Origin of the sequence: Paraburkholderia aromaticivorans (genome assembly GCF_012689525.1) — a bacterium.
Taxonomy (GTDB): Bacteria; Pseudomonadota; Gammaproteobacteria; order Burkholderiales; family Burkholderiaceae; genus Paraburkholderia; species Paraburkholderia aromaticivorans_A.
In genome coordinates, this window is the sequence record NZ_CP051515.1 from 1,894,544 (window position 1) to 1,918,516 (window position 23,973).

Consider the following 23,973-nt stretch of genomic DNA (forward strand, 5'->3'; position numbering starts at 1 on the left):
AATCCTGTCCTTCAGACCCATTTCTTCCTTGGAGAAGACCAGCATGAGCAAGCCCAAAGTCATCGTGACGGTTGCCCCGACGGGCGGCATGGCCAACAAGAAAATGAACCCGAACCTGCCGACACAGCCGCACGAAATCGCCGACGACACCTACCGCTGCTACAACGCCGGAGCCAGTGTCGTGGCAGTGCATGCACGTCGTCCCGACGACGAGGCCACCTGTGATCCCGCAATCTATAGCCACATCAACCGGCTGATTCGCGACAGGTGCGACATCATTCTGAACAACTCCACCGGCGGCGGCATTAACGGCGACATGGTCCGCGAACTCGACAACGGTTTGTGGGAAATCCAGTGGGAAGAACGCCTGAAGGGCATGCAGGGTGACGGGGTCGAGATGTGCACGCTCGATGCACAGACCGTGATCGCAAGTTTCGGCGGCAAGGAAATCCTGGTGGCGACGCCGCCGTCGCGAATCAGGCAGATCGCCGAGATGATGAGAGAGCGCGGCATCAAGCCGGAGTGGGAGGTGTTCGGTCTTGCCGACATCGTTCAGGATGTTCAACGGGCCATCAGCGAGGGCCTCGATGATGCCCCGCACTTCATCAATATCGTCATCGGTGCCAACGCCTTCCAGGGCGCATTGCCCTACACGCCCCGCCTGTTGCAGACTATGGTCGACCATCTGCCGCGCAACACCGTCTTCAATGTGAGCGCCATCGGCGCGGCGCAGTTGCCCGCCGCGATGAATTCGCTTTTACTGGGTGGGCACGTGCGGGTCGGGCTCGAAGACAACCTGTACTACAAGCAGGGCGAGTTGGCCACCAACGTGCAACTGGTCGAGCGGCTCGTACGCCTCGTGCGTGAGATGGGTTACGAGCCGGCCACACCGGCCGAAGCACGGGAGATCATCGGACTGCGGCCGTTGCGCGAAACAATCAACGCTACCTGCCTGGAGAGTTAGACCATGACAAAGCAAGCCGTCAACATCGCCATCGTCGGCGCGGGCGTCATTGGCGCAGGCTGGGCGACACACTTCCTGGCTCATGGGTTCGAGGTCACAGCGACGGATCCCGCCGACGGGGCCGAGTCGCGCCTGCGCGACTGGATCGACAACAGTTGGCCCGTAGTCGAAAGACTCGGGCTGGCACAGGGTGCCTCGCGGGACAAGCTGACTTTCACGACTGACGTGGGCGCGGCGGTGCGCAACGCCGATTTCATTCAGGAGAGCGGCCCAGAACGGCTGGATGTCAAACACTCGTTGATAGCAAGCATCGAATCGGCGGCAAGGGCGGACGTGATCATCGCGTCGTCGTCGTCGGGACTGGCAATCAGCGACATTCAGGCAGGCGCGAGGCACCCGGAACGAATTGTCCTGGGTCATCCATTCAATCCGTCCCACATCATTCCGTTGGTGGAGGTCGGCGGTGGCAGCCTCACATCGCCCGAAAACATAGCGCGGACCATGGCGTTCTATTCGTCGACGGGCAAGAAGGTCATCCGGATCAACAAGGAAGTCAAAGGTCATATCGCCAACCGTCTGCAGGTGGCGATATGGCAGGAAGCCATTAGTCTGGTACAGCGCGGGGTCGCCTCCGTGGAGGACATCGACGCGGCGATCTCCTACGGCCCGGGTCTACGCTGGGCGCTGCTCGGCCCGTTTCTCAACCTTCACGCTTCCGGCGGCCCCGGCGGCATCGCGCATGTGCTGCGGCATCTAGGCCCGGCCCAACGCGAGTGGGCCAAAGACCTCGGCACGTATCCCGAGACAGACGACTACATCGAGTCCATTGCGAAAGGCGTCGATATCGAATTGCAATCGTACGATTTTCCAGAAATGCTTCGCCAGCGCGATCAATTGCTGATTCAGCTGATCGAGACGAAGCGAAATCTTTCTCAGATTCCGTAGGTGAAAGGAACCAGGAACTGAGTAGAGCTTGAACGCAAATCCCGTGCTGAGGTGGCACACGTTGAAACTGCCATTCTTGCAACTGGAAAGACGCACTTGTTTCCGTTTGGCGATGCGAGGAATGATGAATGCCTGGTCCCTTGCTTTTAAGGTGTTGCTCAGCGCGACATAACCAATTGGCCGAATCGACGCTAATTATCGGATGATTATCCCGCTTTCCGTCAGGCACTTTGCGCGTTGGATGCCTGCTCAAGACGACGCCCTATTCCGCCTCGCTGCTTCGATTGCAGGCGAGAGAACCGATAGCTCGGGCCTCCTGTTGCCCTGCCAGACCCGCCAGGCGATTGCGGGGCCGAGCAGCGACGACGGCGGCATCATCAGGTTGACAACCTTTAGAAACGCAATCGCCAGCGTGCTGTCGCGTGTCGCGGCGCGGTGAAGCTTGCCTATGTACCAGTTGATGAAACGCAGCATCGGCGGGCGCGCGCCCTTGACCTGTGGATGGCGGAGGTCGTTGCCAACCGCAATGTCCCACGGAATATCGACGATCTTCGCGGCCGCCTTGAAGAATCGACGCGCAAGATCGTTCGAACCCGCGCGCAGGCACCGCTGCAGCGTCAGCGCTTCCTCTGCCGCGACCGTCATACCCTGCCCGTAGACAGGGTTGAAGCTGCAGATGGCGTCACCGAAAACCAGATAATTTTTGGGGAAGCGTGCGAGCTTCTCGTACCGCCGACGCAGGTTGGAGACGTAGCGGTAGCGCCTGTAGTCGGTGAGCGGCTCCGCTCGTGCGACAACGTCGTGAATCTCCATGGTCGGAAGCGTCGCCAGATAGGCGAGAAAGCCCGGGTCGTCGTCGGGGGCGTCGTCGCCAAGAAAACCGCCGGCACTGACGATCCAGCTGTCGCTTTCCTGCGCGAGCATGACGCCGTTGCGCCAGTTCGGCGCACTCCCGGCGACAACGATACCCTGCTTACCGTCGAGATCGGTCGCTCGACGTCGATAGGTACGGGTCATGTAGCAGATGCCGATCTCGACCTCCTCTTTGGCGGGAGGTAGGTAGCCGAGCGCTTCGAGCCACGCCGCACTGGATGAGCCACGGCCAGTCGCATCGACGACAAGGTCCGCGTTGATGGTCTCTTCCGGCCTGCACTCGACACATGTGCGCACACCGGTCACGCATCTGCGAGCGGGGTCGGTGGCAAGCCCCCGCACAGCGCAATTTTCCACGACGCGCACGTTCGTCAATCCCAGCAGCCGCCGGCGTAGATGACCTTCGAGCACGGGACGGCTCGCGAGCAGACCGGTCAGCTCGCTCGTGCCGTTGGCAAGCCTGACGTTGCGACCTATCCAGATCACATCGTTGGCTACATCACCGATCAAGCCGCCGCTTTGCGCGACAACCTCGTCGTTATATCCGGGCAAGAATTCGTCGAGTATCGCGCTGCCGCGCGCAAGAAGCCCATGGGTATGACGACCCTGTGGCACGCCCTTGCGCGGCATGTCAGCTGCCGGAAACGCATCGCGTTCGAGCACGGTGACGGTGGTGAAGAAATCCGACAATACGCGGGCGGCCAGGAGCCCACCCATGCTGGCGCCGATCACGATCGCATGTTCGCCCAGGTTCTTCATGGCAATCCTCCAGTTCAATCCATCGCGATGAGTCCAGTGACCATCGCTTGCACGGAATGGTAGGATTGCCCCGTCCCCTGAGCGTCCCTCGGACGCCGTCATTGAGGGTCGCCTCGCCATGGCTCTGTTCAGCGTGCGGACGCTTGGATTTCCGGAGGTCCGTCGGGACGACCGGCTGTGCCCGTTGCCCTTGCGCAAGGGCCTGGCCCTGCTGGTCTACCTGGCCGAAGCGAAGGGCTCAGTCGCGCGCGATGCCGTCGCTACGATGTTGTGGCCGGAAGGCGGTGAAGAGGTTGTACGGGCGCGGCTGCGGCGTCTGTTGCATCGCCTCCAGCACACGCTCGGCGACGACGTTCTCACCACAGACCGGTCAACCGCTCGATGGTCGGCCGCGATTGATCTGCAAGTGGATTCCCAGCTGTTCGAGCAAGCCTGCGACCGCGGCGATTTCGAGCGGGCGTGCCGCCATTATCCCGGCGACTTTCTCGAAGGTTTTTCGCCCGGCGACTGCCCGCAGTTCGACGAGTGGGCTTTTTTTCGCCGGGAGGCCTTGCGAGGCCGGGCGATCCAGGCGCTAGAGCGAGTGGTGCACCACAAGAACGCAGCCGGCGACTACGCGGCCGCGGCCGCGCATGCCGGCCGTCTTGTCGAGCTCGATCCGCTCAGCGAAGTGTACGGCCGGCACCTCATCCGCAACCTTCTGCTCGCTGGAGACCGGACCACGGCCCAGCGGCAGTTCGAGGCCCTGACACAGCGACTTCGCGACGAGCTCGATGTGGTGCCCGAATCCGAGACCCGCATGCTGCTCGACGCCGGCGCGGCGTTGCCCTTCGAGGATCCGCCGTCGACGCGCTACGTCAGCGGTGGCGGCGTCCATCTCGCCTACCAGACGTACGGCGCCGGCCGCATTGATGTGCTGGTGCTGCCCGGTTTCGTGTCTCACGTCGAACGGGTGTGGGAGGAGCCTCGCTGCCGGGCGTTCCTGTCTTCCCTTGCCGAGATGGGCCGTCTCATCCTGCTCGATCGTCGCGGCGTCGGGCTTTCCGACCGGGTCGGGTTCAATCCCAGCGTCGACGCGACCGCGCAGGACATCGGCACCGTGCTGGACGCCGCCGGCAGCCGGAGGGTCGTGTTGTTCGGCGCGTCAGAGGGCGGACCCGCATGCATCAGGTTTGCCGTTGATCACCCCAATCGCGTCGCCGGCCTCATTCTGTTCGCCTCGTTGGCGAAGGGAACCGCAACGCACGACTATCCCCACGCACTTCACGCCAGTCAGTACGACATGTGGCTGCAGCAGCTCATCGCGGTCTGGGGCGGCCCTGCAGGCATTGAAACATTCGCGCCGAGCCTGTCCCGCGATCCTCAGGCGAGAGCCTGGTGGGCAGGCTTGCTTCGGGCCGCGTCGAGCCCGGGCGCCATCAAGGGCGTGCTCGAGGCGTTGCGCGACATGGATGTGCGACATCTCCTGGGCCGAATTTCCGTGCCGACCCTCGTGCTGCATCGTCACGACGACCGCGCCGTTCGCATCGGCGCGGGCCGGCATCTCGCCAGCCACATCGCGCAGGCGCGATTCGTCGAGCTCGACGGCGCCGATCACTGGGCCTTCGCGGGCGATCAGCAACCCGTCCTGGACAACATCAAGCAATTTGTCGGCAGTCTCGCTGGGTAATCGTGACCGGAAGATGCGGCACAAAGACTTCCGTCCGGGCAGAGCGCGATTCAGAGGGAATCCGCCACATCGACCGCGCGCGAATGGTCCGATAGCCATGTGAAGCTCCGTGCGACTTATCGGCGCTTTGCGCTGACAAGTCGCACTCTTCTGGACCGGACATGCACTGTTTGAGCGCAACGGCATCTCTCCGGCAGTCGTACGTTCGCAAAGGCGAGATGACGAAACGACACCCGTCATGGCCGTTTTGTACAAATCGGACGCATCCGGCCACCGACCCCAGCAGATCATGCCAACTAAGGCGCCGACTAGGACAGCCCGTCAAATGCGGCCCGGAAGTCGCTAAAGACCATCCAACTTCGTTTGTACCGGCACGCAAAATCCGCGAGCCAAACGGTCGGGCGACTCTAAAGGATGACAGCGATGCGACTCGGCAAAATCCCCGTGACGGTCATTACCGGCTTTCTCGGCGCAGGCAAGACCACGCTCGTCAATCACATTCTCGACGCAACCCGGCCGATGCCGATCGGCATCATCGTCAATGAATTCGGCGAGGTGGGCATCGACGGCCAATTGATCGTGGCCAACGAAGAAGCCGTGGTCGAGATCAACAAGACTGATGCCGCTACGCCCGCTCAACGCGCAGCGCTGGCCGACATCATTGCCACGCTGAATCCGACCGCGAAGCTCGAATTCACGGCTCACAGCGTGATCGACGTCAACGCGCTGCTCGGCGTGCGCAGCTTTTCGCTCGACAACCTGCTCTCGATCGAACCCGATCTTCTGCAAGACGGCGCGCACGATCACGAACACGACAACTCGATCGCGTCTTGCGCGTTCGTCGTGCAGGGCGACGTGTACGCCGAGCGCTTCAACCGCTGGGCCAATCAGCTCGTGCAAACGCATGGACAGCAACTGCTGCGCATGAAGGGCGTGCTCAACATGCGTGGCGAGGCACGGCGGCTCTATTTTCACAGCGTGCACATGTTGATGGACACGCGCTTTGGCAAAGCCTGGGCGCGCGACGAAACGCGCAGCTAATTCGATTCCTATCCGTCTGCGTAGACGTATCGTGAAACTACAGCATCACCTTGGCGGCATTGAAAATCTCGGACCTGTCAGCACGGGAACACGCGTGTTCGTCGAACCGTGGGAAAAGCGCATCTTCCGGCGCCGACTACAGATCAATCCCGCGGAGTATCGCGAACGTTTCAGGTCGAGCAATGCATCATCCAGAACAGGTGTGAGCACGGTCCCCGCTGAAACGCATCCGGCCGATAGCGCGAGCCGCGCTCTGAATACGTCGCTCAAGGCCCGCACTTTGGCTGAGGCATGACCCGTTTGCGGCCAGCGCGCCCTACATCCCCCACCGCAACGACGGCGTATGGACCGGGCTGTCCCAGTGGCGTGCCATTTCGTCGTCCAGCACACATAACGTAATCGACGCGCCCGCCATCTCGAGCGAAGTCGTCAGTGCACCCACCTGTGCCCGGCCGACCTTCAGGTCGCGTTGCTGGAGCCACGCGCGCGTTGAGTTGAAGAGCAGGTAAAGTTCGCCAAGCGGTGTTCCGCCAAGGCCGTTGATGAGCACCAGCAATTCAGTTCCGGCTTGGGGCTTGAGGTCATCAACGATCGCTTTGAGCAGCTCTCCGGCAATCGCATCGGCCCCCGCAAACTTCGCCCGGCGCCGGCCCGGTTCGCCATGAATGCCGACGCCGACTTCGATCTCGTCGTCGCCGATCTTGAACGTCAGGGTGCCGGCCGCCGGCACTGTGCAACTGGTGAAAGCCACGCCCATCGACGCAGTGCGCTTGTTGATCCGGTCGCCAAATGCCTTGCATTGTTCAAGGTCTGCGCCGCCTTCCGCCATGCTGCCGACCAGCTTCTCCACGATCACCGCACCCGCGACCCCGCGCCGTCCGGTGGTATAACTCGAGTTTTCCACGGCCACATCGTCGTTGATCAGCACCATCGCGTTCGGGACCTCCGTCATTTCCGACGCCATTTCGAAATTCATCAGATCACCAGAGTAATTTTTCACGATGAACAGCACGCCGGCCCCGGTATCGACGGCGCCGGCAGCGGCCATCATCTGGTCCGGTGTGGGCGACGTGAAGATCTGGCCCGGGCAGGCCGCGTCGAGCATCCCATAGCCGACAAAGCCCGAATGCAGGGGCTCATGTCCCGAGCCGCCTCCCGATATCAGAGCCACCTTGCCAGGCTTGAGTGTCTTGCGCCTCACGAACACAGGTTCGGTGTTGACCACGACCAGATCGCTATGTGCAGCGGCAAATCCCGCCAGGCTTTCGGCGAGGAAATCGTCGACATGGTTGATGAATTTTTTCATGGTCTGGCCTCCATTCACGGTTGGTTTCGCGCGAGATGCGTGCACACCGCTGCAATCATGATCTGACTGGAACGCGCACCGGGATCGATATGACCACGCGAGCGTTCGCCCAGAAACGACGCCCGCCCTTTGGTCGCGAGCATGTCGCGGGTGGTGAGCATGTTCTCTTCGGCCACCCGTGGCAACGTATCGAGCACCGTCTGCCGCGTCGCGGGCGACCCGGTTGCGGCCAGCTCGTTAAAGCGCGCGGCGACCGGAATCAGCACGTCCATCATCGTCTTACTGCCGACTCCCGTCTTGCCCCGCTGTCCGACCGCCTCGACGCCGGCCGAATAGATACGCGCAAAACCCGCAATGTCCATCGGATTGTCCACCGAGGCTTTCGACATCCCGCTGAGCAACGAAAAGAACAGCGGCCCGGATGATCCGCCGACCGTCGATAGCACCTTGCTCGCCGCCAGTTCCAACGCGGCCCCTAAGGTTTCGGCTTCGATATCCGCGCGCACTGCGAGCAAGGCCTCCATGCCGCGCAGCAGATTGAAGATGTGATCGCCATCGCCGATCTGCTGGTCGAGTAAGGCGATTTCGTCCGTGTGCTCCTTCAGCGCTGCGTATGCGGCGTCGATACACTCCATGACCGTTTTGCCGTTCATGTCGGGATCCTCCTGCCGTCTGCACGGAAATATAAGAGACTGCGTGTGGGCAGCGACACGCCCACCGACTGCCCCGGGCTGAAATTGCGCTCGGCCATCGTGGTCGCCACAACCGCGGTTCCAGCGCGCTCCAGAATCAGAAGATGACGCAACGGTGAGTATTCGAGCACCTTCAGGTCGAGTGCATGATGGCTGCCGGGTGCATCACGCGCTTCGCCATCGCGCAGCACCACGTCTTCAGGACGAATCGCCACGGTCGCGGTACCAGACGGCACGGCTACCGAATCGAACAGGCCTGGCGGCAGCAGGTTGATCGGCGGCGAGCCGAGCCGCTGCGCCGCGCTCAATGAAACCGGATTACCGTAGACCTCGCGCGGCGTGCCGAGCTGCACCAGACGGCCGTGTTCAAGAATGCCGATGCGGTCGGCCAGTGTGGTGGCTTCCACCTGATCATGCGTGACGTAGAGAATGGTCGCGCCAATCGTACGATGTAGCCGCTTCAGCTCGGTACGCAATTCCTCGCGCAGTTTTGCATCGAGCGACGACAGCGGTTCGTCCATCAGAAACACTTTCGGCTCCCGCACGAGCGCACGCCCTATCGCGACGCGCTGCATCTCGCCCCCTGACAAATGTGTTGCCATGTTGTCGAGCTTCGCTTCCATATGCAGCATCTGCGCGACCGCGTGCACGCGCGCGCGGACCTGTTCCTCGCCGCTGCGACGACGTGGCGAACGCAGCGGAAACGCAAGATTGCCGAACACAGTCAGATGCGGATACAGCGAGTATTGCTGAAAGATAAACGCGACATCGCGATCGGAAGGATGCACGCTGGTGGCGACCACGCCGTCGATTAGCACGTCGCCGGCATCGGGACGTTCGAGTCCCGCGATCAAGCGCAGCGTCGTGGTCTTTCCCGCGCCGCTCGGCCCGAGCAGCACGACGAATTCGCCGTCTTTCACGTCGATCGACAGGTCGTCCACGGCAACAATGTTGCCGAAGCGCTTCGATACATTGCGTAGCTGGATTTCAGCCATGACCGCCTCCGTTGGCAGAAAGCGTGGCAGCGGCGCCCGGCAGCAGGCGTTCAGTAGCGGCGTCATAAAGCAGCGTGCGTTCTTTCCGAAACAACAGACCGACGGTCGTGCCCGCGGCAACACGATCGTCTTTGCTTGCCCGCACGCGCACGACGCCGAGCGCGGTTTCAACCGCCAATATCTGGTGCGAGCCGAGATATTCGTCGGCGATCACTTGACCGCGCAGCGGGCCGTGCTCGTCGATCACGATGTGCTCCGGTCTGATGCCCAGCAACACGCGCGCGGCGGCGGCATCGCAACGGGGCACGGACACCGCCGCGCCATGCAGATTCACCTGCTCCTGGCCCATCATGACCGCTCCGTCAACGGGCAAGAAGTTCATGGGCGGACTGCCAATGAAGTTGCCGACGAACACAGTCGCGGGGAAGTGATAGATCTCATGGGGCGAGCCCGCCTGCAACACTTCACCCTGGTTCATCACCACGATATCGTCCGCCATGGCCATCGCCTCACTCTGATCGTGTGTGACGTACACCGTGGTGGCGGCAAGCGCGTTGTGCAGTTTGCGCAACTCCAGGCACATCAGTTCACGAAAGTCCGCATCGAGGGTGCCGAGCGGTTCGTCCATCAGGAATGCTTTCGGTTGCCGCACGATCGCGCGGCCGAGCGCCACGCGCTGCCGGTCGCCGCCGGACAAACCGCCCGTCTTGCGATCGAGAATGTTCTCGATGCGCAGCATATGCGCCGCCGCGTCGACACGGGTGACGATCTCGCGGCGCGATACATGCTCGTTTTTCAACGGGAACGCGAGGTTATTGCGCACCGTCATGTGCGGATACAGCGCGAACATCTGGAACACGAAGGCAATGTCGCGTTGCCTTGCGCGCAGCGCCGTCACGTCCTCGCCGTCGATCAGGATCTGACCCGAGGTCGGCAACTCCAGCCCGGCGATCATTCGCAGGGTCGTGGTCTTGCCGCAGCCCGACGGGCCGAGCAGCACGACGAAGCGGCCAGCGCCGATCGTCAGGCTGGTGTCACGCACCGCGATGAAATCGCCGAAGCGCTTGTGGAGGTGAGAGAGAGCGATCGTGGACATGATTCACTCAGGAAAGTGGCTGGTGACGATGAATGCGAGCGCGCCCACCAGAATGACCGGAAACGACCAGGTGAAGAGCGCTAAAGAAAACGGCTGCACCAGCATCCCTACCCCCAGACCGATCAGGACCGTCGACGCGCCCTCGCTGTAGCTGCGGCGCAGCAGTCGGCCGCGCGGCAAAGCGGCTTCACGTTTCATTTGCGCACGGCTCCAAAGGTGATGCCGCGCAACAGATGCTTGCGAAGCAAGACGGTGAAGAAGAGGATCGGCAGCACAAATAGCGTCGTCGCTGCTGCCACAGCGGGCCAGTCCTGGCCACCCTCACCGATGATGAACGGGATGAAAGGCGGCATCGTCTGCGCATCGCCGCTCGTCAGCAGCGAGGCGAACGCGTACTCGTTCCACGCGAAGATCAGGCAGAAGATCGCCGTGGCGGCGATGCCGGTCATTGCCTGCGGCAACACCACCTTCACAAAGGCCTGCAAGCGCGTGTAACCGTCCACCAACGCAGCCTCTTCGTACTCGCGCGGGATCTCATCCATGAATCCCTTGAGCAGCCATACCGCCAACGATACATTGACCGCCGTGTACAGCACGATCATGCCGACATAGCTGTCGCTCAACCCTAGCGCGCGGTACATCAGGTAGATCGGAATGGCGACCGCGATAGGCGGCATCATCCGTGTCGCCAGAATGAAGAACAGCAGGTCGTCGGCCAGCGGCACCTTGAAGCGCGAGAACGCGTAGGCTGCGAGCGTGCCGAGAAACACGGCCAGAAATGTCGAGCCGAAACCGATCACGAGCGAATTCACGAAGCGCGGCAAGACCTTGGATGGCCCGGCGATCACCAGATTGCGCGTGCGTACCTCGCGCTCATACCAGGTGCGCGCAGGCGGCAAACTCGCAATAAACTCCGGTGTCTGCCGCGAGCGGATCGTGAACAGGTTCACATAGCCTTCCAGCGAAGGCTGAAACAACACAACGGGAGGATAGGCGATCGCATCTTCCTGCGTCTTGAAGCTCGTCAGAAAGATCCAGACCATCGGCAACGTGGCGACAAGCGCATACGCGATGACGACCGCGGCCGCAAACCGTTTGCCGCGCGGCGACGCCGCCACCACCGAATATTGGGTCGTAGTCGGTCTCATCGCTGTTTCATCCGGTTGAGCGCCTTCACGTAGATACTCGCCGCGCCGAAGACCGTCACGAACAGGATGATCGCGAGCGCCGACGAGTAACCGGTCTGCCATTTCTCGAATGCGGCACGCTTGAGCGTGATCGATACGGTCTCCGTCACCGACCCCGGGCCGCCCGATGTGAGCAGGTTCACCATATCGAACATCTTGAAGTTTTCGATGCCGCGAAACAGGACTGCCAGCATCAGGAACGGCATGGTCATAGGCAACGTGATCGACCAGAACTGACGCCACGGCGTCGCGCGGTCCACTTCCGCTGCTTCGTAGATATAGTCGGGGATTGAACGCAGGCCCGCGAGGCAGATGAGCATGACGTACGGTGTCCACATCCACGTATCGACCATCACAATGGTCCACGGCGCGAGCGATACGTCGCCGATCATCTGGAACGACCCCGGCGCGATGCCGGTGAAGAAGCTGACGATATCGTTGAAAAGCCCCGTCTGCGGTTGCAGCAGGAACGTCCAGAAGTTGCCGACCACGGCGGGCGACAGCATCATCGGCAGCAGGATGAGCGTGGTCCAGAAGCTATGTCCGCGGAACTGCCGGTTGATCAGCAATGCAAGACTGAAGCCCAGCAACACCTCCAGCCCGACCGACCAGAACACGAAACGCGCGGTCACTTGCATCGCGTACCAGATATCTTCGTCGGTCAGGATGTCGACATAATTGTCGATGCCGACAAAACGCGCCGGCACGCTCGGCATGTTCGACTTGAAGTTGGTGAACGACAGTCGAAGCGCCCAGATCAACGGGAAAATGTTGATCGCGAGCAGCAGCAGAATGGTCGGAAGAATGAACAGCCACGCGATGGCCCGATCCGACAGTCCGCTGAGCCGCTTTGCGATGCGCGTTGACGCACCCGCTTCGAGACTCGTGGGAGAAAAGGGTTTGTCTGCCAACATGCCTGGCTCCTTCAAGCGGACCGGAGACAGGCCGTTCAGCCGTCGCCGGTCCAGTCAAGTCCAGCTAAAAGCTAATACTTCCCTTCTTCCTTAAAGACCTTGGTCCAGTCTTTCACCAGCAGATCCAACGCATCTTTGGCCGTGCCCTTATCGGCGACGACGTAGTCGTGCACACGCTTCTGCATGTCGAGCAGCAGTTCGGCATAAGCGGGCTCTGCCCAGAAGTCTTTGACGATTGCCATCGACTTCAGGAAGGCAGGTGCGAACGGCGCGCTCTTCGGAAAGTCCGGTGCGTCGACCACTGATTTAGCCGCCGAATAGCCGCCCAGTTGCCACCATTTCTTCTGCACGTCAGGTTGCGCAAACCATTTGATGTACTCGAGCGCGTCTTCTTTATGGTCCGAATACGAGACGACCGAGATGCCCTGCCCGCCCAGTTGCGTGTATTGCTTCAGCTCACGCGGATTGACGAAGAAGCCGATCTTGTCGCCACCGACGTTCGGGTCTTTATAAAGCCCTGGAAAGAACGCAAACCAGTTCATCTGCATCGCCACCTGACCGGACTTGAACGCGTCGAGTCCTTCCTGCATGTAGGCGTTGGTCATGCCCGGCGCCGTGCAGCACTTATAGAGCGCCTTATAGTATTCGAGCCCCTTCACCGCGCCTGGCGAGTTCACGAAGCCATCGAGGTGATAGGGCTTCTTGGGGTCCTGATACTCGAAGCCGAAGTTGTACATGGCGTTGGTCACGCCCATAGTAATCCCCTCGGATCCACGCTCCGTGAAGATGTACACGCCATAGACCGTCTTGCCGTCGATCTTGCGACCTTGGAAGAATTCCGCAGTCTGCTTGAGTTCATCGAGCGTACTGGGCGGTGCGAGTTCACGGTTGTATTTCTTCTTGAATTCCGCGCGCAGCTCCGGGCGCGCAAACCAGTCCTTACGGTAGGTCCACCCGACCGCGTCAGCCATCGCGGGTAAGGCCCAATAGTTCGGCGTATTCTTTGGCCACTCCGAATATCCCACCACCGTTGCCGGCACGAAGTCGTCCATAGAGATCTTGTTCTTGCTAAAGAAGTCGTTGAGCTTGACGTAATGCCCATTGACCGCCGCGCCGCCGATCCACTGACTGTCGCCAATGATCAGATCACACAGCTTGCCGTGCGAATTGAGTTCATTGATGAAGCGGTCGGCATAACTGGTCCACGGCACGAACTCGAACTTCATCTTGATGCCGGTCTTGGACGTGAAATCCTTCGAAAGTTCGACCAGTGCATTGGCGGGATCCCATGCCGCCCAACAGAGTGTCAACTGCTTGTCCTGTGCGTGCGCGCCCGTTGCAATGCCGAGCCCCAGCGATATGAGGGTTGCCGCCACTACCCTCGCTGACGTTAGACGTGACATGTCTCTTCTCCTTGTCTTTCTCGGGTCTCCAACCTGATGACATTCAGCGCCCATGCGCCGGGCACCGTATTTCGGCTCTGGCGGATCAGAAGTCGGTCCGCGTGTCGCGAGCGTCAGGCATGCGCATTCTCACGAAGATAAATCCGGGTTTCCGGCGTCGGGATGGCAAGCGCCCCCCGGACGTCGTTAAGAAAGTTAATGGCGGCGAGCCCCGCCCAATGTACGATGCCGCGGACGTCCTGATCGAGGATCACGTCGATCGCGCGTTCCGATAGTTGGATGCGAGTTTCCGCGGTGCATTCGTGGCCGATCAGGACCAGGTGGGCCTTGTCTCCGGACTCCTGCAATGCCGCTGCAATGCCGGAGATGCCGCCGCCTGTCACATAGACGCCGACGAGATCCGCATGGCGCGCGCGCAAGCCCTGCACGGCAAGACCGGCGCCGTCGTCGTCTTCCGCGAAGTCCGGCTCGGCGACCCAGCGCAGGTTGCGGAAATCCTCTTCCAGCACCTGCGAGAATCCGGTGCGGCGCTCCACCTGATCATGCAGACGGGACGATCCCGATAGTACGGCGACCGTACCGAGTCGCATGCCCAGAAAGCGGCCCATCAGCAGTCCCGCGGTGCGTCCGGCAATCCGGTTGTCGACGCCGACGTAAGCGGCGCGGCGGCTTGCGGGCAAATCGGAGAACACCGTAACGACCGGCACGGCTGCGTCGCTCATCTCTTCGATCACACGCTCCACCCAGGGATAGTCGAGCGGTGCGAGAACCAGTGCGTCGTAGTCGACCATCTGAGCGGCGAATGCAGCGGTGTCGCGCTGCGTGGAGAAGTCGCACCGGTAAAACGAGGGGGTGATGCGGTGCTCGCGAAAGAAGCTGGCAGACAGCGCAATGTCGCGTTCGACGTGATCCAGAAAGCGCGAGTTGACTTGCGGAAGAACGAACGCGACGCGAAATGAGCTGATTTTTGCCGGACGGCCGCGGCTCGCCCGCTCGTCGCGCAGATTGGCGAGCGCCAGGTGAACACGCTCGGCGGTTTCCGGGCGCACAGCATGATCGTCGCGCAAGACACGATCAACCGTGGCGACGCTTACGCCGGCCCGACGCGCAATCATCGTACGAGTAGCCGGCATGGTCTCCTCCGGTGCCGAGCGTAGAGCGATTTTGTTTACAGAAAGTAGTTTTTTCTGAGAAAAATGCAAGCTTTTTCTTCGAGAAAAAAGCGTCATTGTTTTGATAAACAGAGCAGCGCCTAATAGGCGCCCGCAAGCGCAACGGAACGCGCAGCGAACCCGAAGATTGCGAATCGCAGGGAGAGTCGATGGTGTGCGGCGGCGACTAACGGCCGACGAGAAGTGCCGGCCGAGACAAACTCCTCGTTCACGCCACCGTTCAAGCGTCGTATATGTGTGCGTGAATACAGCGCGCCCGGCGATGCGCGGAGGGAGAAAATCTCGGCGAGGTTCGTGCCGTTCTCAGGAAGGCGATGGCAGAGCACGCGATCAGCAGCGCCCGCCGCTTGCGCGTACTCATTTCCAGCGGGCCTGCAGTCAGATCAGGCACGCACCTGGATACGATTGACGACGCCCCCGATAGCATCCATGCACCAGGCGTCGTGTTCCGCCTGCCGTTTTTCAGCTTCGGTCGCCACCCAACCTGCCAGGGTGATCCTGTGGTTTTCCACGTTGATGGTGATCTGCCCGGCGCGCACGCGCGGGTCGGTTTCTAGCACCAAGTGCAGGATCTCGGACATTTCATCGTCGCCGTCGGCTTCGGCGGGCACCAACTCCAGCAGGTTCACCACGTCGCGGCAGCCGCCGACCCACCAGGCAGTCACACTCGCCAGGCGCCTGTGAGACAGGCTGATCACCTGCCCCGTCAAGGTCACCACACCGTCCTCGACCGTGATCTCGATGACGCCGCTGCCGTCGTTGCCCGCTTCGTCCATGGTGCCGCGCAGCACTTCGAGTTGGCCCTTCACGCGTGCACAGATCACGCAGTTGCGGAAATCCACCGCCTGAGCCAGCCGTTCGCCGATACGTATGCGCAACTCGCCATCGGCGACCGGTGGGTTGGCGGTGACACGTAACTGATCGACCAGGCGCTTGTCCTCGCTGTGCATCCGGGCCAACTGAAGAAGACGCTTCTTGGAGGCGACATCCGGCACCTCGCCTGCCACGATCAAGGCACCGTCGTCGAAACTGATATGAATGGGATGATGGTGAAGCTTCAGGTGTGATTCGCGTTCGAAGGCTGCCATCACCTGCTTCAGGACCGTATCGCTGCGTTGCATGATCTGCCTTGCGCAAAGGTTGGGTGACGCAGCGCGCCTTATGGCGCACTGCGCAAACCAGGCCAGTCACATTGGCATACCCTGCATGCGACGGGCGAAACGTGTCCGCTCGGCTCGGTCCATCAGGTCCAGGAATTGATCCGTGCCCATGTGAATCAGCGCTTCATGATCGCCGGCCTCGAAATAAACGTCCGGCTGCAGGGCGAGGCTCTCGTCGAGATAGGTTTGCATACCATAGGCCGTACAAACCGGCGGGAGCGCTCCCGCGTCGCAATCCTTGAACAACTCCCGCAAATCGGTCTCTTTGGCTAGCAGGAGATGGCGTCCGGTCTTTGCCCAAAGCTCGGACAGTCGCACGGCGTAGGTCGATGGCAACACCGTTGCCACATAGCCGTGCTCGTCTTCAAAAAGCACGGTCTTGGCAAGGCGATCGCCAGGAATATGGGCTGCCGCCGCGGTTTCGACGCTGGAATGGCTGTAAGGATGACGCACGATTTCGTACTGCGAGCCCTTGCTGCGCAGGCAGTCCTGAAGCGTGGCTGACATTGACATGACGCACCTCCGCTGGAAGCAAACAGGAAATTGCTTTCGCAAGATTCTTTAAGAATAGTTCGCTTTCGCTGGCGCGTGAAAAACATGCGGACAACTGCGCCGTGACTGCGCGGGCGCGGCAGCGAATGGGACATTTTCCCCATATGGCACACACGTGTACCCGACGAATCTCAGCCGTCGACGTGCCAGAAAGCCGCAAACAGCGATGCCACGCAACCTGTCCACGACGCATCCGTTGAATTGCGTTTCCTACCTGTCGCTTGTCGCATTGTTTACATACATGGACTGGATCCCTACGCGGCCCGGACCGGTGAACCGGTTCACGGTAAAGTTGAAGCCCGATGCGAAAAGACCGCTCGTCAGCCTGTCAACCACGGTGTCCATCTTGACGTGCGGATCCTTGTAAAGCCATCCGCCCGGTTCCACATCGATCGTCTCCCCCGCAGTCAGCACCTTTTCGAAGACGTTTCCGTACCCATGTAACCAGAGCACGCCCTCTCCGGCGTGTCCACGAAACTTGTCGACGAAAAAACCGGTCTGGCCGAAAAGCATGTTGGAGATTCCGCGGATCCGCTCGAACGTGTATTCGATATTAGCCGTGGCAGCCAGGAATTGATGTTCCCGCACGTGAAGCTCCTCGTCCGCCCGAAGATGAATCGGCACGACATGACCGGCGCCGTCGCGGCTGAACGCGATTATTCCGTCGCCACTCGCCTCCGTGACGAACACCTGCATGCCCGCGAGCATGCGCTTGACTGCCCCCTTCACGGGCCTGATGCTGATGCGGACGTTTGAGTTTTTCCAAAGCAAAATATGGTGTTCGAAGTAGACCGGGCGGTTCGATACGTCAACCGACAAAACCGGCACAAGCTCACCGCCGATGTGATAGGTCACTCCGCCGAAGGTTTCATCTGACGCCGCAGTCGGCAAGAGCCGGGGTAACTGATTCATTTTCTTTTCCTACTCGTGGTCGCCCGACGATTTCCGAGCGCATATCGGCCGTTCAGGCACAAACTTCAATGCCTGACTTGTCATGATGGTTGACCCGCTCCGGAACCTCCGGGTGCTGTTGCAGGTGCGGTCAGGTTATCAGCCGCTCCATTGCTAGCCGGCATGCCGCCTGATTCGGTTATTTCAACCCGCAGACTGCCTTGATTATTCCAATACGCCCAACTGGCGTCGTTGGCGAAGCAATACAGGTAACCCGAGCAGGGAGCCTTGATCTCCACTTCCCTACCAATTCTGAAGTAGAAGGGTTGAGGTGACACGTCTGTCTTGGCCGCTTGCCCCGAATATGAAATTGCACCGCAGAGTTCGAACCACTTCGCCTCCCTGACCCGCCTGGGCCAGGCAAACAGGCGTTGCATCCAGTTACCCGGCATTCCCTCCGCACCGGATGGCGTGTCCCCATCCAGCCACGCCTGACCTTCAGGCACCTTGAACCGGTAGCGCGTCCCCTCCTTCATGAAAATACCGGTCCAATTCCACAACGGGCTGGCGAAAACCCGCACCTGAACAGCCGTCGCAGGGTCTATGTTCGGTCGATAAGGAGCCTGAAAGATGGGAGGACTAGCCTGCCGTTCCACCGTCAGGTCCGATATCGATTCAGAGCATCTTCGTGAACCCTTCGCCAGATACGGAAAGGATCGGGGACGAAAGCCGATTCTCCTGTAAAAACCGGTGAGCGAATTGTGGAGGACACCATGTACCGCCGATGGCGACAACTGGTCCGCATCGGCTAACTGCTTCAACATGTCTGACTCAAACTTCGCACCGCACCGCGCGGCCTCGGAAATCATCCATTTGAGCGTGGCATCGGAAAGTCCGGTCTCTTTATAGCCGCCCCCAACGTCAGCATGCACGCCAGGGAACCACACCTGCAACACGCGTGACAGGTCGCAACCATCCGAGTCCGTCCACAACGTTGGAGAGAAATTGTTCCGCTGCTCGTCGATTGCAAGGGCATGGACCGCGCGTTCAACTTCCGGCGGGAGCGTCGTGTCATGAAATTCGTAGCGCTTTCTGCTGAAACCGAACAAGTCCACAATTCCCGGGATGCCAAGAGCGCCCACCGTCTCCCACACTCCCAGGAAGCGGATAGGCGGAGGTTTGCCATGCTCGATGCGGAACCGTTCCTGCCGGCTGACGCTTTCGGGTATGTTTGGGTCAAGCCGGTACAGGTTCCATGCCTGCCTGACCAGCGCCCAGGTTGCCTTGTGAGGAAGTCCGCAATGGTGCAGCATGCCGACCAGGCTTCGAGCTGTGAACGCGCCACGAGAGAAGCCGATGACAAAAATTTCAGAACCTTCTTCGTAATGGTCGGACAGCCACTTGTACGCGGTTCGAATGTCACGGGAGAGGCCTAGTCCTAGCGCACCATCCACGAGCCGACGCAGCCGGCCTTCGTTGGCGCCAATGCCGACGTGATAGTACTTGAGCTGCTCGACGCCATCCTCACCGTGGTCGCTCAACGCGTTGAAAAAGCGAACGACATTGGTTGGAACGGGCACGCCCTGAAACCGGTCGCTCTCCGAGTTCCATGTGCCGTCACAGCAGACGAAAAGTCTCTTCATGTTTGCGGCCCTGATGGCGATTCATGCCGGCTCTCACGCGTCGAGTCCTTCACTTTCCGCGTCTCCCGCCGAAATCTTCAATTGACGCACCTTGTGATACAGCGTCTTTTTCGGCATTCCCAGTTCCGCGCTGGCCTCAGCGATATTTCCATTGTGCCGTCGCAGCATATCGTCGATCAGCATGTGCTCGAAATGCGCAAGTTGCTCCGCAAGTGTTCCACTTTTGATTCGCTGACTGCCGTTCGGCAACAGACGATCGCCACCGAGACCCAGCACAAATCGGTCTGCGACGTTCTGCAGCTCCCGCACATTGCCCGGCCACTGATGCGACATCAGCTCGGAGACCTGCGATGCAGACACGATCGGAGCGGACTGTCCGAAACGAAGTGCGGCAGCGAGCACAAAGTGCTCGAATAGCAGCGGTACGTCTTCACGACGTTCGCGCAAAGGCGGCAATTCGATCTGCGCGACGTTCAGCCGGTACAGCAAGTCGGCCCGGAAACGTCCGTCTGTCGAAAGCTCTGCGAGATCCGCCTTCGACGCAGCCACGATCCGGCAATCGACGGCGATCTCCTCGTTTGCGCCCAGCCGCTCGATTCGGCGTTCCTGCAGTACTCGCAGCATCTTGATCTGCAGTGCGATCGGCATGGTTTCGATTTCATCGAGAAAGAGCGTGCCGCCGTTGGCCCATTCGATTTTGCCAATCCGATTCTTGATTGCACCCGTGAACGCGCCGGCCTCATGACCGAATAACTCACTTTCGAATAGCTGCTCCGGGAGACCGCCACAGTTGAGAGCAACAAAATGATGATCGCGGCGCCCGCCGAAATCGTGCAGCCCGCGCGCGATCAGCTCCTTGCCCGTGCCAGTTTCACCCGTGACCAGCACGGACACGGAAGTATCCGCGAGCCGCAGAATCTTCCTGCGAACCTCTACGATTGCGGGTGACTTGCCGAGCACGAGGCCCTCTATGCCTTTCCAGTTTCGCAGCGCCGCGCGCAAGCCCTGTACTTCGAGCGTCAAACGACGCTTCTCGACAGCGCGTGCGACTCGACTCGCGATGTGGTCCGACGAAAAAGGCTTTTCAATGAAGTCATAGGCGCCCGTTCGCATCGCACCCACTGCGGTCGCGATGTCCGCGTGCCCGCTGATCAGTACCACAGGGATCTGCGCATCGATCGCGAGGACGCGTTCAAGCAACTTCAGGCCGTCGATGCCCGGCATCCGGACATCGGACACGATCACCAGCGGTGCCGCCGGCGTGACCTCCGCCAGCGCCTCAGCCGCAGCCGCATAAGCACGCACAGGAAATCCCGCGAGAGCAACCGCCTGCTCGACGCCGAGCCGCACGTTCTCATCGTCCTCGACTACAACAACGCAAATCTCATCGCCCATTTGCTGCCCCCTGTGCCGTCGTCTCGGAGAATTCAATCGTGAATTGTGCGCCGCCGTCGGGTCGATTGGCAGCGAAGATCCGCGCCCCAAAGCCATTGACCAGTCGGGAAGTGATAGCGAGTCCGAGTCCCAGGCCGTGGCCTCGCGGCTTCGTGGTAACAAATGGCTCGAACAGATGCGCCAGAACCTCCGGTGCGATGCCGGGGCCACTGTCGGTGACGGTGAAGAGTACGCGACCCGCCTGTTCGCTCCTGGAAGCTTCGATGGCGATAACACGCCTCGCCTGGCCGGCAACGGCATCGAGCGCATTGCCGAGCAGATTGACGATCACCTGCTGCAACTGGCTCGGCTCCGCGCATATCGTCGTGCCGGCCGGGATGAAGATATCGAGTTGCACGTGTTCGTCGCGAATTCGCGCTTCGTAGATCAGCACCGCATGCGTCACCGCTTCATTCAGTGACACCGCAACCCGTTCGAAATCAGGCTTGCGGGCGAAAGTCTTGAGTTCACTTGTCAGTACCGCCATGCTGTCGACCAGGCGCGAAATTCGTTGCAGGTTTCCGATGGCAGGTGCAGGTTGATTGCGTTCGAAAAACGTGAGGGCATTTTCGCAAAGCGTTTTGATGGCAACGAGCGGCTGGTTCAGTTCATGGGTCAAACCGGCCGCCATCTGTCCAAGCACGGCAAGCTTGCCCGCATGTACGACCTCTTGCTGGGAGTCCCGCAGGAGCTGTTCAGCGCGTGTGCGCTCGACGATCTCCTGCCGCATCCGCTCGTTGGCCTGCGTCAGTGCTGCCGTGCGCTCGCGAACCGTGATCTCCAGCCGATCGTTGGCGCTGCGCAACGTGTCCTGTGCTCTTAGTTTTTCCGCAATGGTGCGACGGCGCTGGATCGCATAGAGGCAATAAAGCCCCACGATGAGGAAAGCCCCCGTGACGAACGCAAGCGCAATTTGCTGCTGGTGCCGCGCCCCGGCGATGTCGAGCAGAACCAGGATGGAATCGCCGGCCTGGGGCGCGGTTCGCGACATCGCCAGATAGCGCCGCTCGTGGCCAGGGTGCGCCCAGTCGGGAAAGCGTGCAAACCACGCCGACGTGCCCCAGTCATCAAGACGCCGATACGGCAGCGCATCAACGCTACGGCCCGCGTATTGCCGCGACGTCTGGATGCGGTGCTGCTGCTCAGCGGTAATCGGTCTGAGCGCCGTGAACTTCCACGCCGGAATCGTCGAAATGACAATCACGCCGTTTGCGTCGATTACCATCGCCGCTTCGCCCGGCGTCCTCCACGCGGATTCGAGCGCGTCGACGCTGACCTTGACTGCCGTCACACCGATCGGCCCACCCGCATCCCGCACCGCGCTCGCGAAATAAAGGCCAGGCATCCCGGTGTTGGTACCGATGCCGAAAAAGCGACCCGCCCCATGCGCGAGCGCGTCCTGGAAATACGGTCGATATGACACGTTTGTGCCGACGAAACTCTCTGGCCGATTCCAGTTGCTCGCGGCAATGACCAGGCCGTGCTGGTCGATCACATCCACGGCAACGCTGCCAGCCTCGTGATTCACTGCGTCAAGATAGCTATTCACCGTTTGTAGAAGTTCGGCCGCCGGGTCGGGCATCGCGCCCAACAATTCACGCACGCTTTCCTGTCTCGCGACGATGGACGGCATCACCTCGTACCGGCCGAGTTCACTTCTGAGGCCGGCGGCATACAAGTCGAGCCGGTGTGCGCCGATCTCCGCCAGCGCATTGATCGAACGGTCCCACGCAAACTCGACCGCAGCGGCCGCCGCGCCGAAGTAAAGCGCGGCCGCGGCCGCCAATCCCCACCATGGAATACCGCTTTTCCTCACGCTCAAGGTCGCCCCGCCGATCGCCCGATTGCAGAATGACCGCCGAACCCGACGTACAGTGCGGCGTCCCGGCGGTCGCCAATAGCGATGATCATCCCATGTGCGCTAGCACGATCAACGTGACCGTGACGACAATCGCCCCGCCGATGCGGGTGGCGATCTGCGCAAACGGCATCAGTTGCATACGGTTGGCGGCGGTGAGGATGGCCACGTCGCCGGTCCCGCCCTGTCCACTGTGACAGGCGTTCACGATCGCCGTGTCGATAGGGTACATCTTCAACACGCGCCCGACCACAAAGCCGGTCCCCATCAGCGTCGCCACCGTTGCGACGATGGTGATGATGTTGACTAGTGTGAACGCCGCCATCAGTTTGTCCCACGGCGTCATCGCCACGCCGATCGCGAACAGCAACGGATAGGTAACGGCCGTCGAAAAGAACTTATAGACGACAAAAGCACCTTCCTGCAAAGGCGGCGACACTGCGCGGGCGAGCTTGACCAGCACCGCGAGAAACAACATGGCCACCGGCGCCGGCAGTCCGAACATATTGCGGCACATCAGCCCCAGCAGGTACAGCGTGATCGCGGTGATTCCCGCTGCTGCGATATGGGAGACGTCGACATGTCCGCGAATTTCCTCCTGCACCGGATCCATTTCGTCCTCCTCTCCGACCTGCAGACGGCCCTGACCCGTGAGATGCGGCAGGCGTTTTCCGATCATATCGAGCGCGCCTGCGAAGATGATCGCGGTGAGACTGCCGAGCATCACTGGCGGCAGAACTTGAGCGAACAGTTCGCCCTGCGGCAGGTGAAGGATTTCCGAATAGCCGATCGACAAAGGTATCGCGCCTTCACCGATGCCGCCCGCCATGATCGGCACCACCACATAGAAGAACGTATGGCGCGCGCCGAGGCCCAGCGCCGTGCCGACCAGCGTCCCGACAATACCTGCCGCGATCGAGCCGAGGGCGAGCGGCACGAAGATCTTGATGAAGCCCCGGATCAGCACGCGGCGGTCCATGCTCAGGATACTGCCCACGATGATCGAGGCGATGAACAGGTAGAGGAAGTTGGTCGACTTCGTGAAGTCCGTCGTGAGCGTAATGATCGGCTTCGGCAGCAAATGATAGTAAGTCAGTGCCGACGGGATGAAGGTAGCGAAGATTGCGGCAGCTCCGATATTGCGGACGATCGGCAGGCGCTTGCCGATCTCCGCGCAGGTGAAGCCGAAAAACGCCAGCACGGCGATGGCCATCGAGATCTCACCGGGCACCTTTCCGGTGATCGCGAAGCCCGCGATCAGCGCCAGCAGAATGACGTAGACCGGCAGCGGGATGATACCGATCCGGTATTCCATCAGCTTCCACCAGCCCTCAGGCCAGAAATGCGGCTTGATCTGGGGTTGCTGCGCCGGCGCCGGATCTGATGTGTGTGAAGTGATTTGCACGAAGCGTCTCCTCG

The 23,973-nt window shown here is 60.8% G+C and carries 22 protein-coding genes; 5 read left to right on the forward strand and 17 right to left on the reverse strand.

The features are described 5' to 3' along the window. The first annotated feature begins 43 nt into the window (after window positions 1–43). Entirely contained in the window at window positions 44–964 is a 921-nt protein-coding gene (locus tag HF916_RS20340; protein ID WP_168790640.1) for a 3-keto-5-aminohexanoate cleavage protein, read from the forward strand. A gap of 3 nt (window positions 965–967) precedes the next feature. Then, a complete protein-coding gene (locus HF916_RS20345; RefSeq protein WP_168790641.1) occupies window positions 968–1,909 on the forward strand; it encodes a 3-hydroxyacyl-CoA dehydrogenase NAD-binding domain-containing protein in 942 nt (313 codons plus the stop codon). 249 nt (window positions 1,910–2,158) lie between these two features. Here HF916_RS20345 and HF916_RS20350 read toward each other — a convergent pair whose 3' ends face one another. Then, window positions 2,159–3,541, reverse strand: coding sequence for an FAD-dependent oxidoreductase (locus HF916_RS20350; RefSeq protein WP_168790642.1), 1,383 nt, complete (start codon window positions 3,539–3,541; stop codon window positions 2,159–2,161). Between the two features lie 118 nt (window positions 3,542–3,659). Between HF916_RS20350 and HF916_RS20355 the strand changes: the two genes are divergently transcribed. The 3 genes from HF916_RS20355 (at window position 3,660) to HF916_RS50995 (ending at window position 6,546) form a co-directional block, all read left to right on the forward strand. Continuing rightward, window positions 3,660–5,210: an alpha/beta hydrolase gene (locus HF916_RS20355; protein WP_168790643.1), complete on the forward strand. Its 1,551-nt coding sequence runs from the start codon at window positions 3,660–3,662 to the stop codon at window positions 5,208–5,210. A 423-nt stretch (window positions 5,211–5,633) separates the two neighbouring features. Continuing rightward, on the forward strand, window positions 5,634–6,251 hold the full coding sequence (locus HF916_RS20360) for a CobW family GTP-binding protein (protein ID WP_240975449.1): 618 nt from the start codon (window positions 5,634–5,636) through the stop codon (window positions 6,249–6,251). A gap of 31 nt (window positions 6,252–6,282) precedes the next feature. Beyond that, entirely contained in the window at window positions 6,283–6,546 is a 264-nt protein-coding gene (locus HF916_RS50995; RefSeq protein ID WP_168790644.1) for an SH3-like domain-containing protein, read from the forward strand. Between the two features lie 21 nt (window positions 6,547–6,567). Here HF916_RS50995 and dhaK read toward each other — a convergent pair whose 3' ends face one another. The 16 genes from dhaK to HF916_RS20445 form a co-directional block, all read right to left on the reverse strand. After that, complete coding sequence (gene dhaK / locus HF916_RS20370; protein WP_168790645.1) at window positions 6,568–7,557, reverse strand: dihydroxyacetone kinase subunit DhaK; 990 nt, start codon at window positions 7,555–7,557, stop codon at window positions 6,568–6,570. A 14-nt stretch (window positions 7,558–7,571) separates the two neighbouring features. Next, window positions 7,572–8,210 carry a dihydroxyacetone kinase subunit DhaL gene (dhaL, locus tag HF916_RS20375; protein WP_168790646.1) on the reverse strand — a complete coding sequence of 213 codons (639 nt, stop codon included), beginning with the start codon at window positions 8,208–8,210 and terminating at the stop codon, window positions 7,572–7,574. Further along, on the reverse strand, window positions 8,207–9,244 hold the full coding sequence (locus tag HF916_RS20380) for an ABC transporter ATP-binding protein (RefSeq protein ID WP_168790647.1): 1,038 nt from the start codon (window positions 9,242–9,244) through the stop codon (window positions 8,207–8,209). Before HF916_RS20380 ends, dhaL begins: the two co-directional genes overlap by 4 nt. Continuing rightward, entirely contained in the window at window positions 9,237–10,340 is a 1,104-nt protein-coding gene (locus HF916_RS20385) for an ABC transporter ATP-binding protein (RefSeq protein WP_168790648.1), read from the reverse strand. Before HF916_RS20385 ends, HF916_RS20380 begins: the two co-directional genes overlap by 8 nt. A gap of 3 nt (window positions 10,341–10,343) precedes the next feature. Continuing rightward, window positions 10,344–10,538 carry a hypothetical protein gene (locus tag HF916_RS20390; protein WP_168790649.1) on the reverse strand — a complete coding sequence of 65 codons (195 nt, stop codon included), beginning with the start codon at window positions 10,536–10,538 and terminating at the stop codon, window positions 10,344–10,346. After that, the gene (locus tag HF916_RS20395) at window positions 10,535–11,488 is read right to left on the reverse strand and encodes a carbohydrate ABC transporter permease (RefSeq protein ID WP_168790650.1); all 954 of its coding nucleotides are present in this window, start codon (window positions 11,486–11,488) and stop codon (window positions 10,535–10,537) included. Before HF916_RS20395 ends, HF916_RS20390 begins: the two co-directional genes overlap by 4 nt. Continuing rightward, window positions 11,485–12,441 (reverse strand): carbohydrate ABC transporter permease, encoded by a 957-nt coding sequence (locus HF916_RS20400; RefSeq protein WP_168790651.1) that lies wholly within the window; start codon window positions 12,439–12,441, stop codon window positions 11,485–11,487. Before HF916_RS20400 ends, HF916_RS20395 begins: the two co-directional genes overlap by 4 nt. Before the next feature lie 71 nt (window positions 12,442–12,512). After that, entirely contained in the window at window positions 12,513–13,844 is a 1,332-nt protein-coding gene (locus HF916_RS20405; protein ID WP_168790652.1) for an ABC transporter substrate-binding protein, read from the reverse strand. Between the two features lie 113 nt (window positions 13,845–13,957). Next, complete coding sequence (locus HF916_RS20410; RefSeq protein ID WP_168792085.1) at window positions 13,958–14,977, reverse strand: substrate-binding domain-containing protein; 1,020 nt, start codon at window positions 14,975–14,977, stop codon at window positions 13,958–13,960. A 422-nt stretch (window positions 14,978–15,399) separates the two neighbouring features. Next, on the reverse strand, window positions 15,400–16,137 hold the full coding sequence (locus tag HF916_RS20415) for a BON domain-containing protein (RefSeq protein WP_168790653.1): 738 nt from the start codon (window positions 16,135–16,137) through the stop codon (window positions 15,400–15,402). Between the two features lie 66 nt (window positions 16,138–16,203). Next, window positions 16,204–16,689, reverse strand: coding sequence for an aminoacyl-tRNA deacylase (locus tag HF916_RS20420; protein ID WP_168790654.1), 486 nt, complete (start codon window positions 16,687–16,689; stop codon window positions 16,204–16,206). A gap of 249 nt (window positions 16,690–16,938) precedes the next feature. Further along, the gene (locus tag HF916_RS20425) at window positions 16,939–17,640 is read right to left on the reverse strand and encodes an AIM24 family protein (RefSeq protein ID WP_168790655.1); all 702 of its coding nucleotides are present in this window, start codon (window positions 17,638–17,640) and stop codon (window positions 16,939–16,941) included. An 80-nt stretch (window positions 17,641–17,720) separates the two neighbouring features. Further along, window positions 17,721–19,262 (reverse strand): DUF2235 domain-containing protein, encoded by a 1,542-nt coding sequence (locus HF916_RS20430; RefSeq protein WP_168790656.1) that lies wholly within the window; start codon window positions 19,260–19,262, stop codon window positions 17,721–17,723. A 33-nt stretch (window positions 19,263–19,295) separates the two neighbouring features. Continuing rightward, on the reverse strand, window positions 19,296–20,657 hold the full coding sequence (locus HF916_RS20435) for a sigma-54-dependent transcriptional regulator (RefSeq protein ID WP_168790657.1): 1,362 nt from the start codon (window positions 20,655–20,657) through the stop codon (window positions 19,296–19,298). Beyond that, a complete protein-coding gene (locus HF916_RS20440; protein WP_168792086.1) occupies window positions 20,647–22,512 on the reverse strand; it encodes an ATP-binding protein in 1,866 nt (621 codons plus the stop codon). Before HF916_RS20440 ends, HF916_RS20435 begins: the two co-directional genes overlap by 11 nt. A 91-nt stretch (window positions 22,513–22,603) precedes the next feature. Beyond that, on the reverse strand, window positions 22,604–23,959 hold the full coding sequence (locus tag HF916_RS20445) for a 2-hydroxycarboxylate transporter family protein (protein ID WP_431311405.1): 1,356 nt from the start codon (window positions 23,957–23,959) through the stop codon (window positions 22,604–22,606). Window positions 23,960–23,973 lie beyond the last annotated feature (14 nt).

What these genes read in the sequence shown, in the direction of transcription:
- HF916_RS20340 (WP_168790640.1), top strand. Translation starts at nt 44, where the DNA reads ATGAGCAAGCCCAAAGTCATCGTGACGGTTGCCCCGACGGGCGGCATG.
- HF916_RS20345 (WP_168790641.1), top strand. Translation starts at nt 968, where the DNA reads ATGACAAAGCAAGCCGTCAACATCGCCATCGTCGGCGCGGGCGTCATT.
- HF916_RS20350 (WP_168790642.1), bottom strand. Translation starts at nt 3,541, where the DNA reads ATGAAGAACCTGGGCGAACATGCGATCGTGATCGGCGCCAGCATGGGT.
- HF916_RS20355 (WP_168790643.1), top strand. Translation starts at nt 3,660, where the DNA reads ATGGCTCTGTTCAGCGTGCGGACGCTTGGATTTCCGGAGGTCCGTCGG.
- HF916_RS20360 (WP_240975449.1), top strand. Translation starts at nt 5,634, where the DNA reads ATGCGACTCGGCAAAATCCCCGTGACGGTCATTACCGGCTTTCTCGGC.
- dhaK (WP_168790645.1), bottom strand. Translation starts at nt 7,557, where the DNA reads ATGAAAAAATTCATCAACCATGTCGACGATTTCCTCGCCGAAAGCCTG.
- dhaL (WP_168790646.1), bottom strand. Translation starts at nt 8,210, where the DNA reads ATGAACGGCAAAACGGTCATGGAGTGTATCGACGCCGCATACGCAGCG.
- HF916_RS20380 (WP_168790647.1), bottom strand. Translation starts at nt 9,244, where the DNA reads ATGGCTGAAATCCAGCTACGCAATGTATCGAAGCGCTTCGGCAACATT.
- HF916_RS20385 (WP_168790648.1), bottom strand. Translation starts at nt 10,340, where the DNA reads ATGTCCACGATCGCTCTCTCTCACCTCCACAAGCGCTTCGGCGATTTC.
- HF916_RS20390 (WP_168790649.1), bottom strand. Translation starts at nt 10,538, where the DNA reads ATGAAACGTGAAGCCGCTTTGCCGCGCGGCCGACTGCTGCGCCGCAGC.
- HF916_RS20395 (WP_168790650.1), bottom strand. Translation starts at nt 11,488, where the DNA reads ATGAGACCGACTACGACCCAATATTCGGTGGTGGCGGCGTCGCCGCGC.
- HF916_RS20400 (WP_168790651.1), bottom strand. Translation starts at nt 12,441, where the DNA reads ATGTTGGCAGACAAACCCTTTTCTCCCACGAGTCTCGAAGCGGGTGCG.
- HF916_RS20405 (WP_168790652.1), bottom strand. Translation starts at nt 13,844, where the DNA reads ATGTCACGTCTAACGTCAGCGAGGGTAGTGGCGGCAACCCTCATATCG.
- HF916_RS20410 (WP_168792085.1), bottom strand. Translation starts at nt 14,977, where the DNA reads ATGCCGGCTACTCGTACGATGATTGCGCGTCGGGCCGGCGTAAGCGTC.
- HF916_RS20415 (WP_168790653.1), bottom strand. Translation starts at nt 16,137, where the DNA reads ATGCAACGCAGCGATACGGTCCTGAAGCAGGTGATGGCAGCCTTCGAA.
- HF916_RS20420 (WP_168790654.1), bottom strand. Translation starts at nt 16,689, where the DNA reads ATGTCAATGTCAGCCACGCTTCAGGACTGCCTGCGCAGCAAGGGCTCG.
- HF916_RS20425 (WP_168790655.1), bottom strand. Translation starts at nt 17,640, where the DNA reads ATGAATCAGTTACCCCGGCTCTTGCCGACTGCGGCGTCAGATGAAACC.
- HF916_RS20430 (WP_168790656.1), bottom strand. Translation starts at nt 19,262, where the DNA reads ATGAAGAGACTTTTCGTCTGCTGTGACGGCACATGGAACTCGGAGAGC.
- HF916_RS20435 (WP_168790657.1), bottom strand. Translation starts at nt 20,657, where the DNA reads ATGGGCGATGAGATTTGCGTTGTTGTAGTCGAGGACGATGAGAACGTG.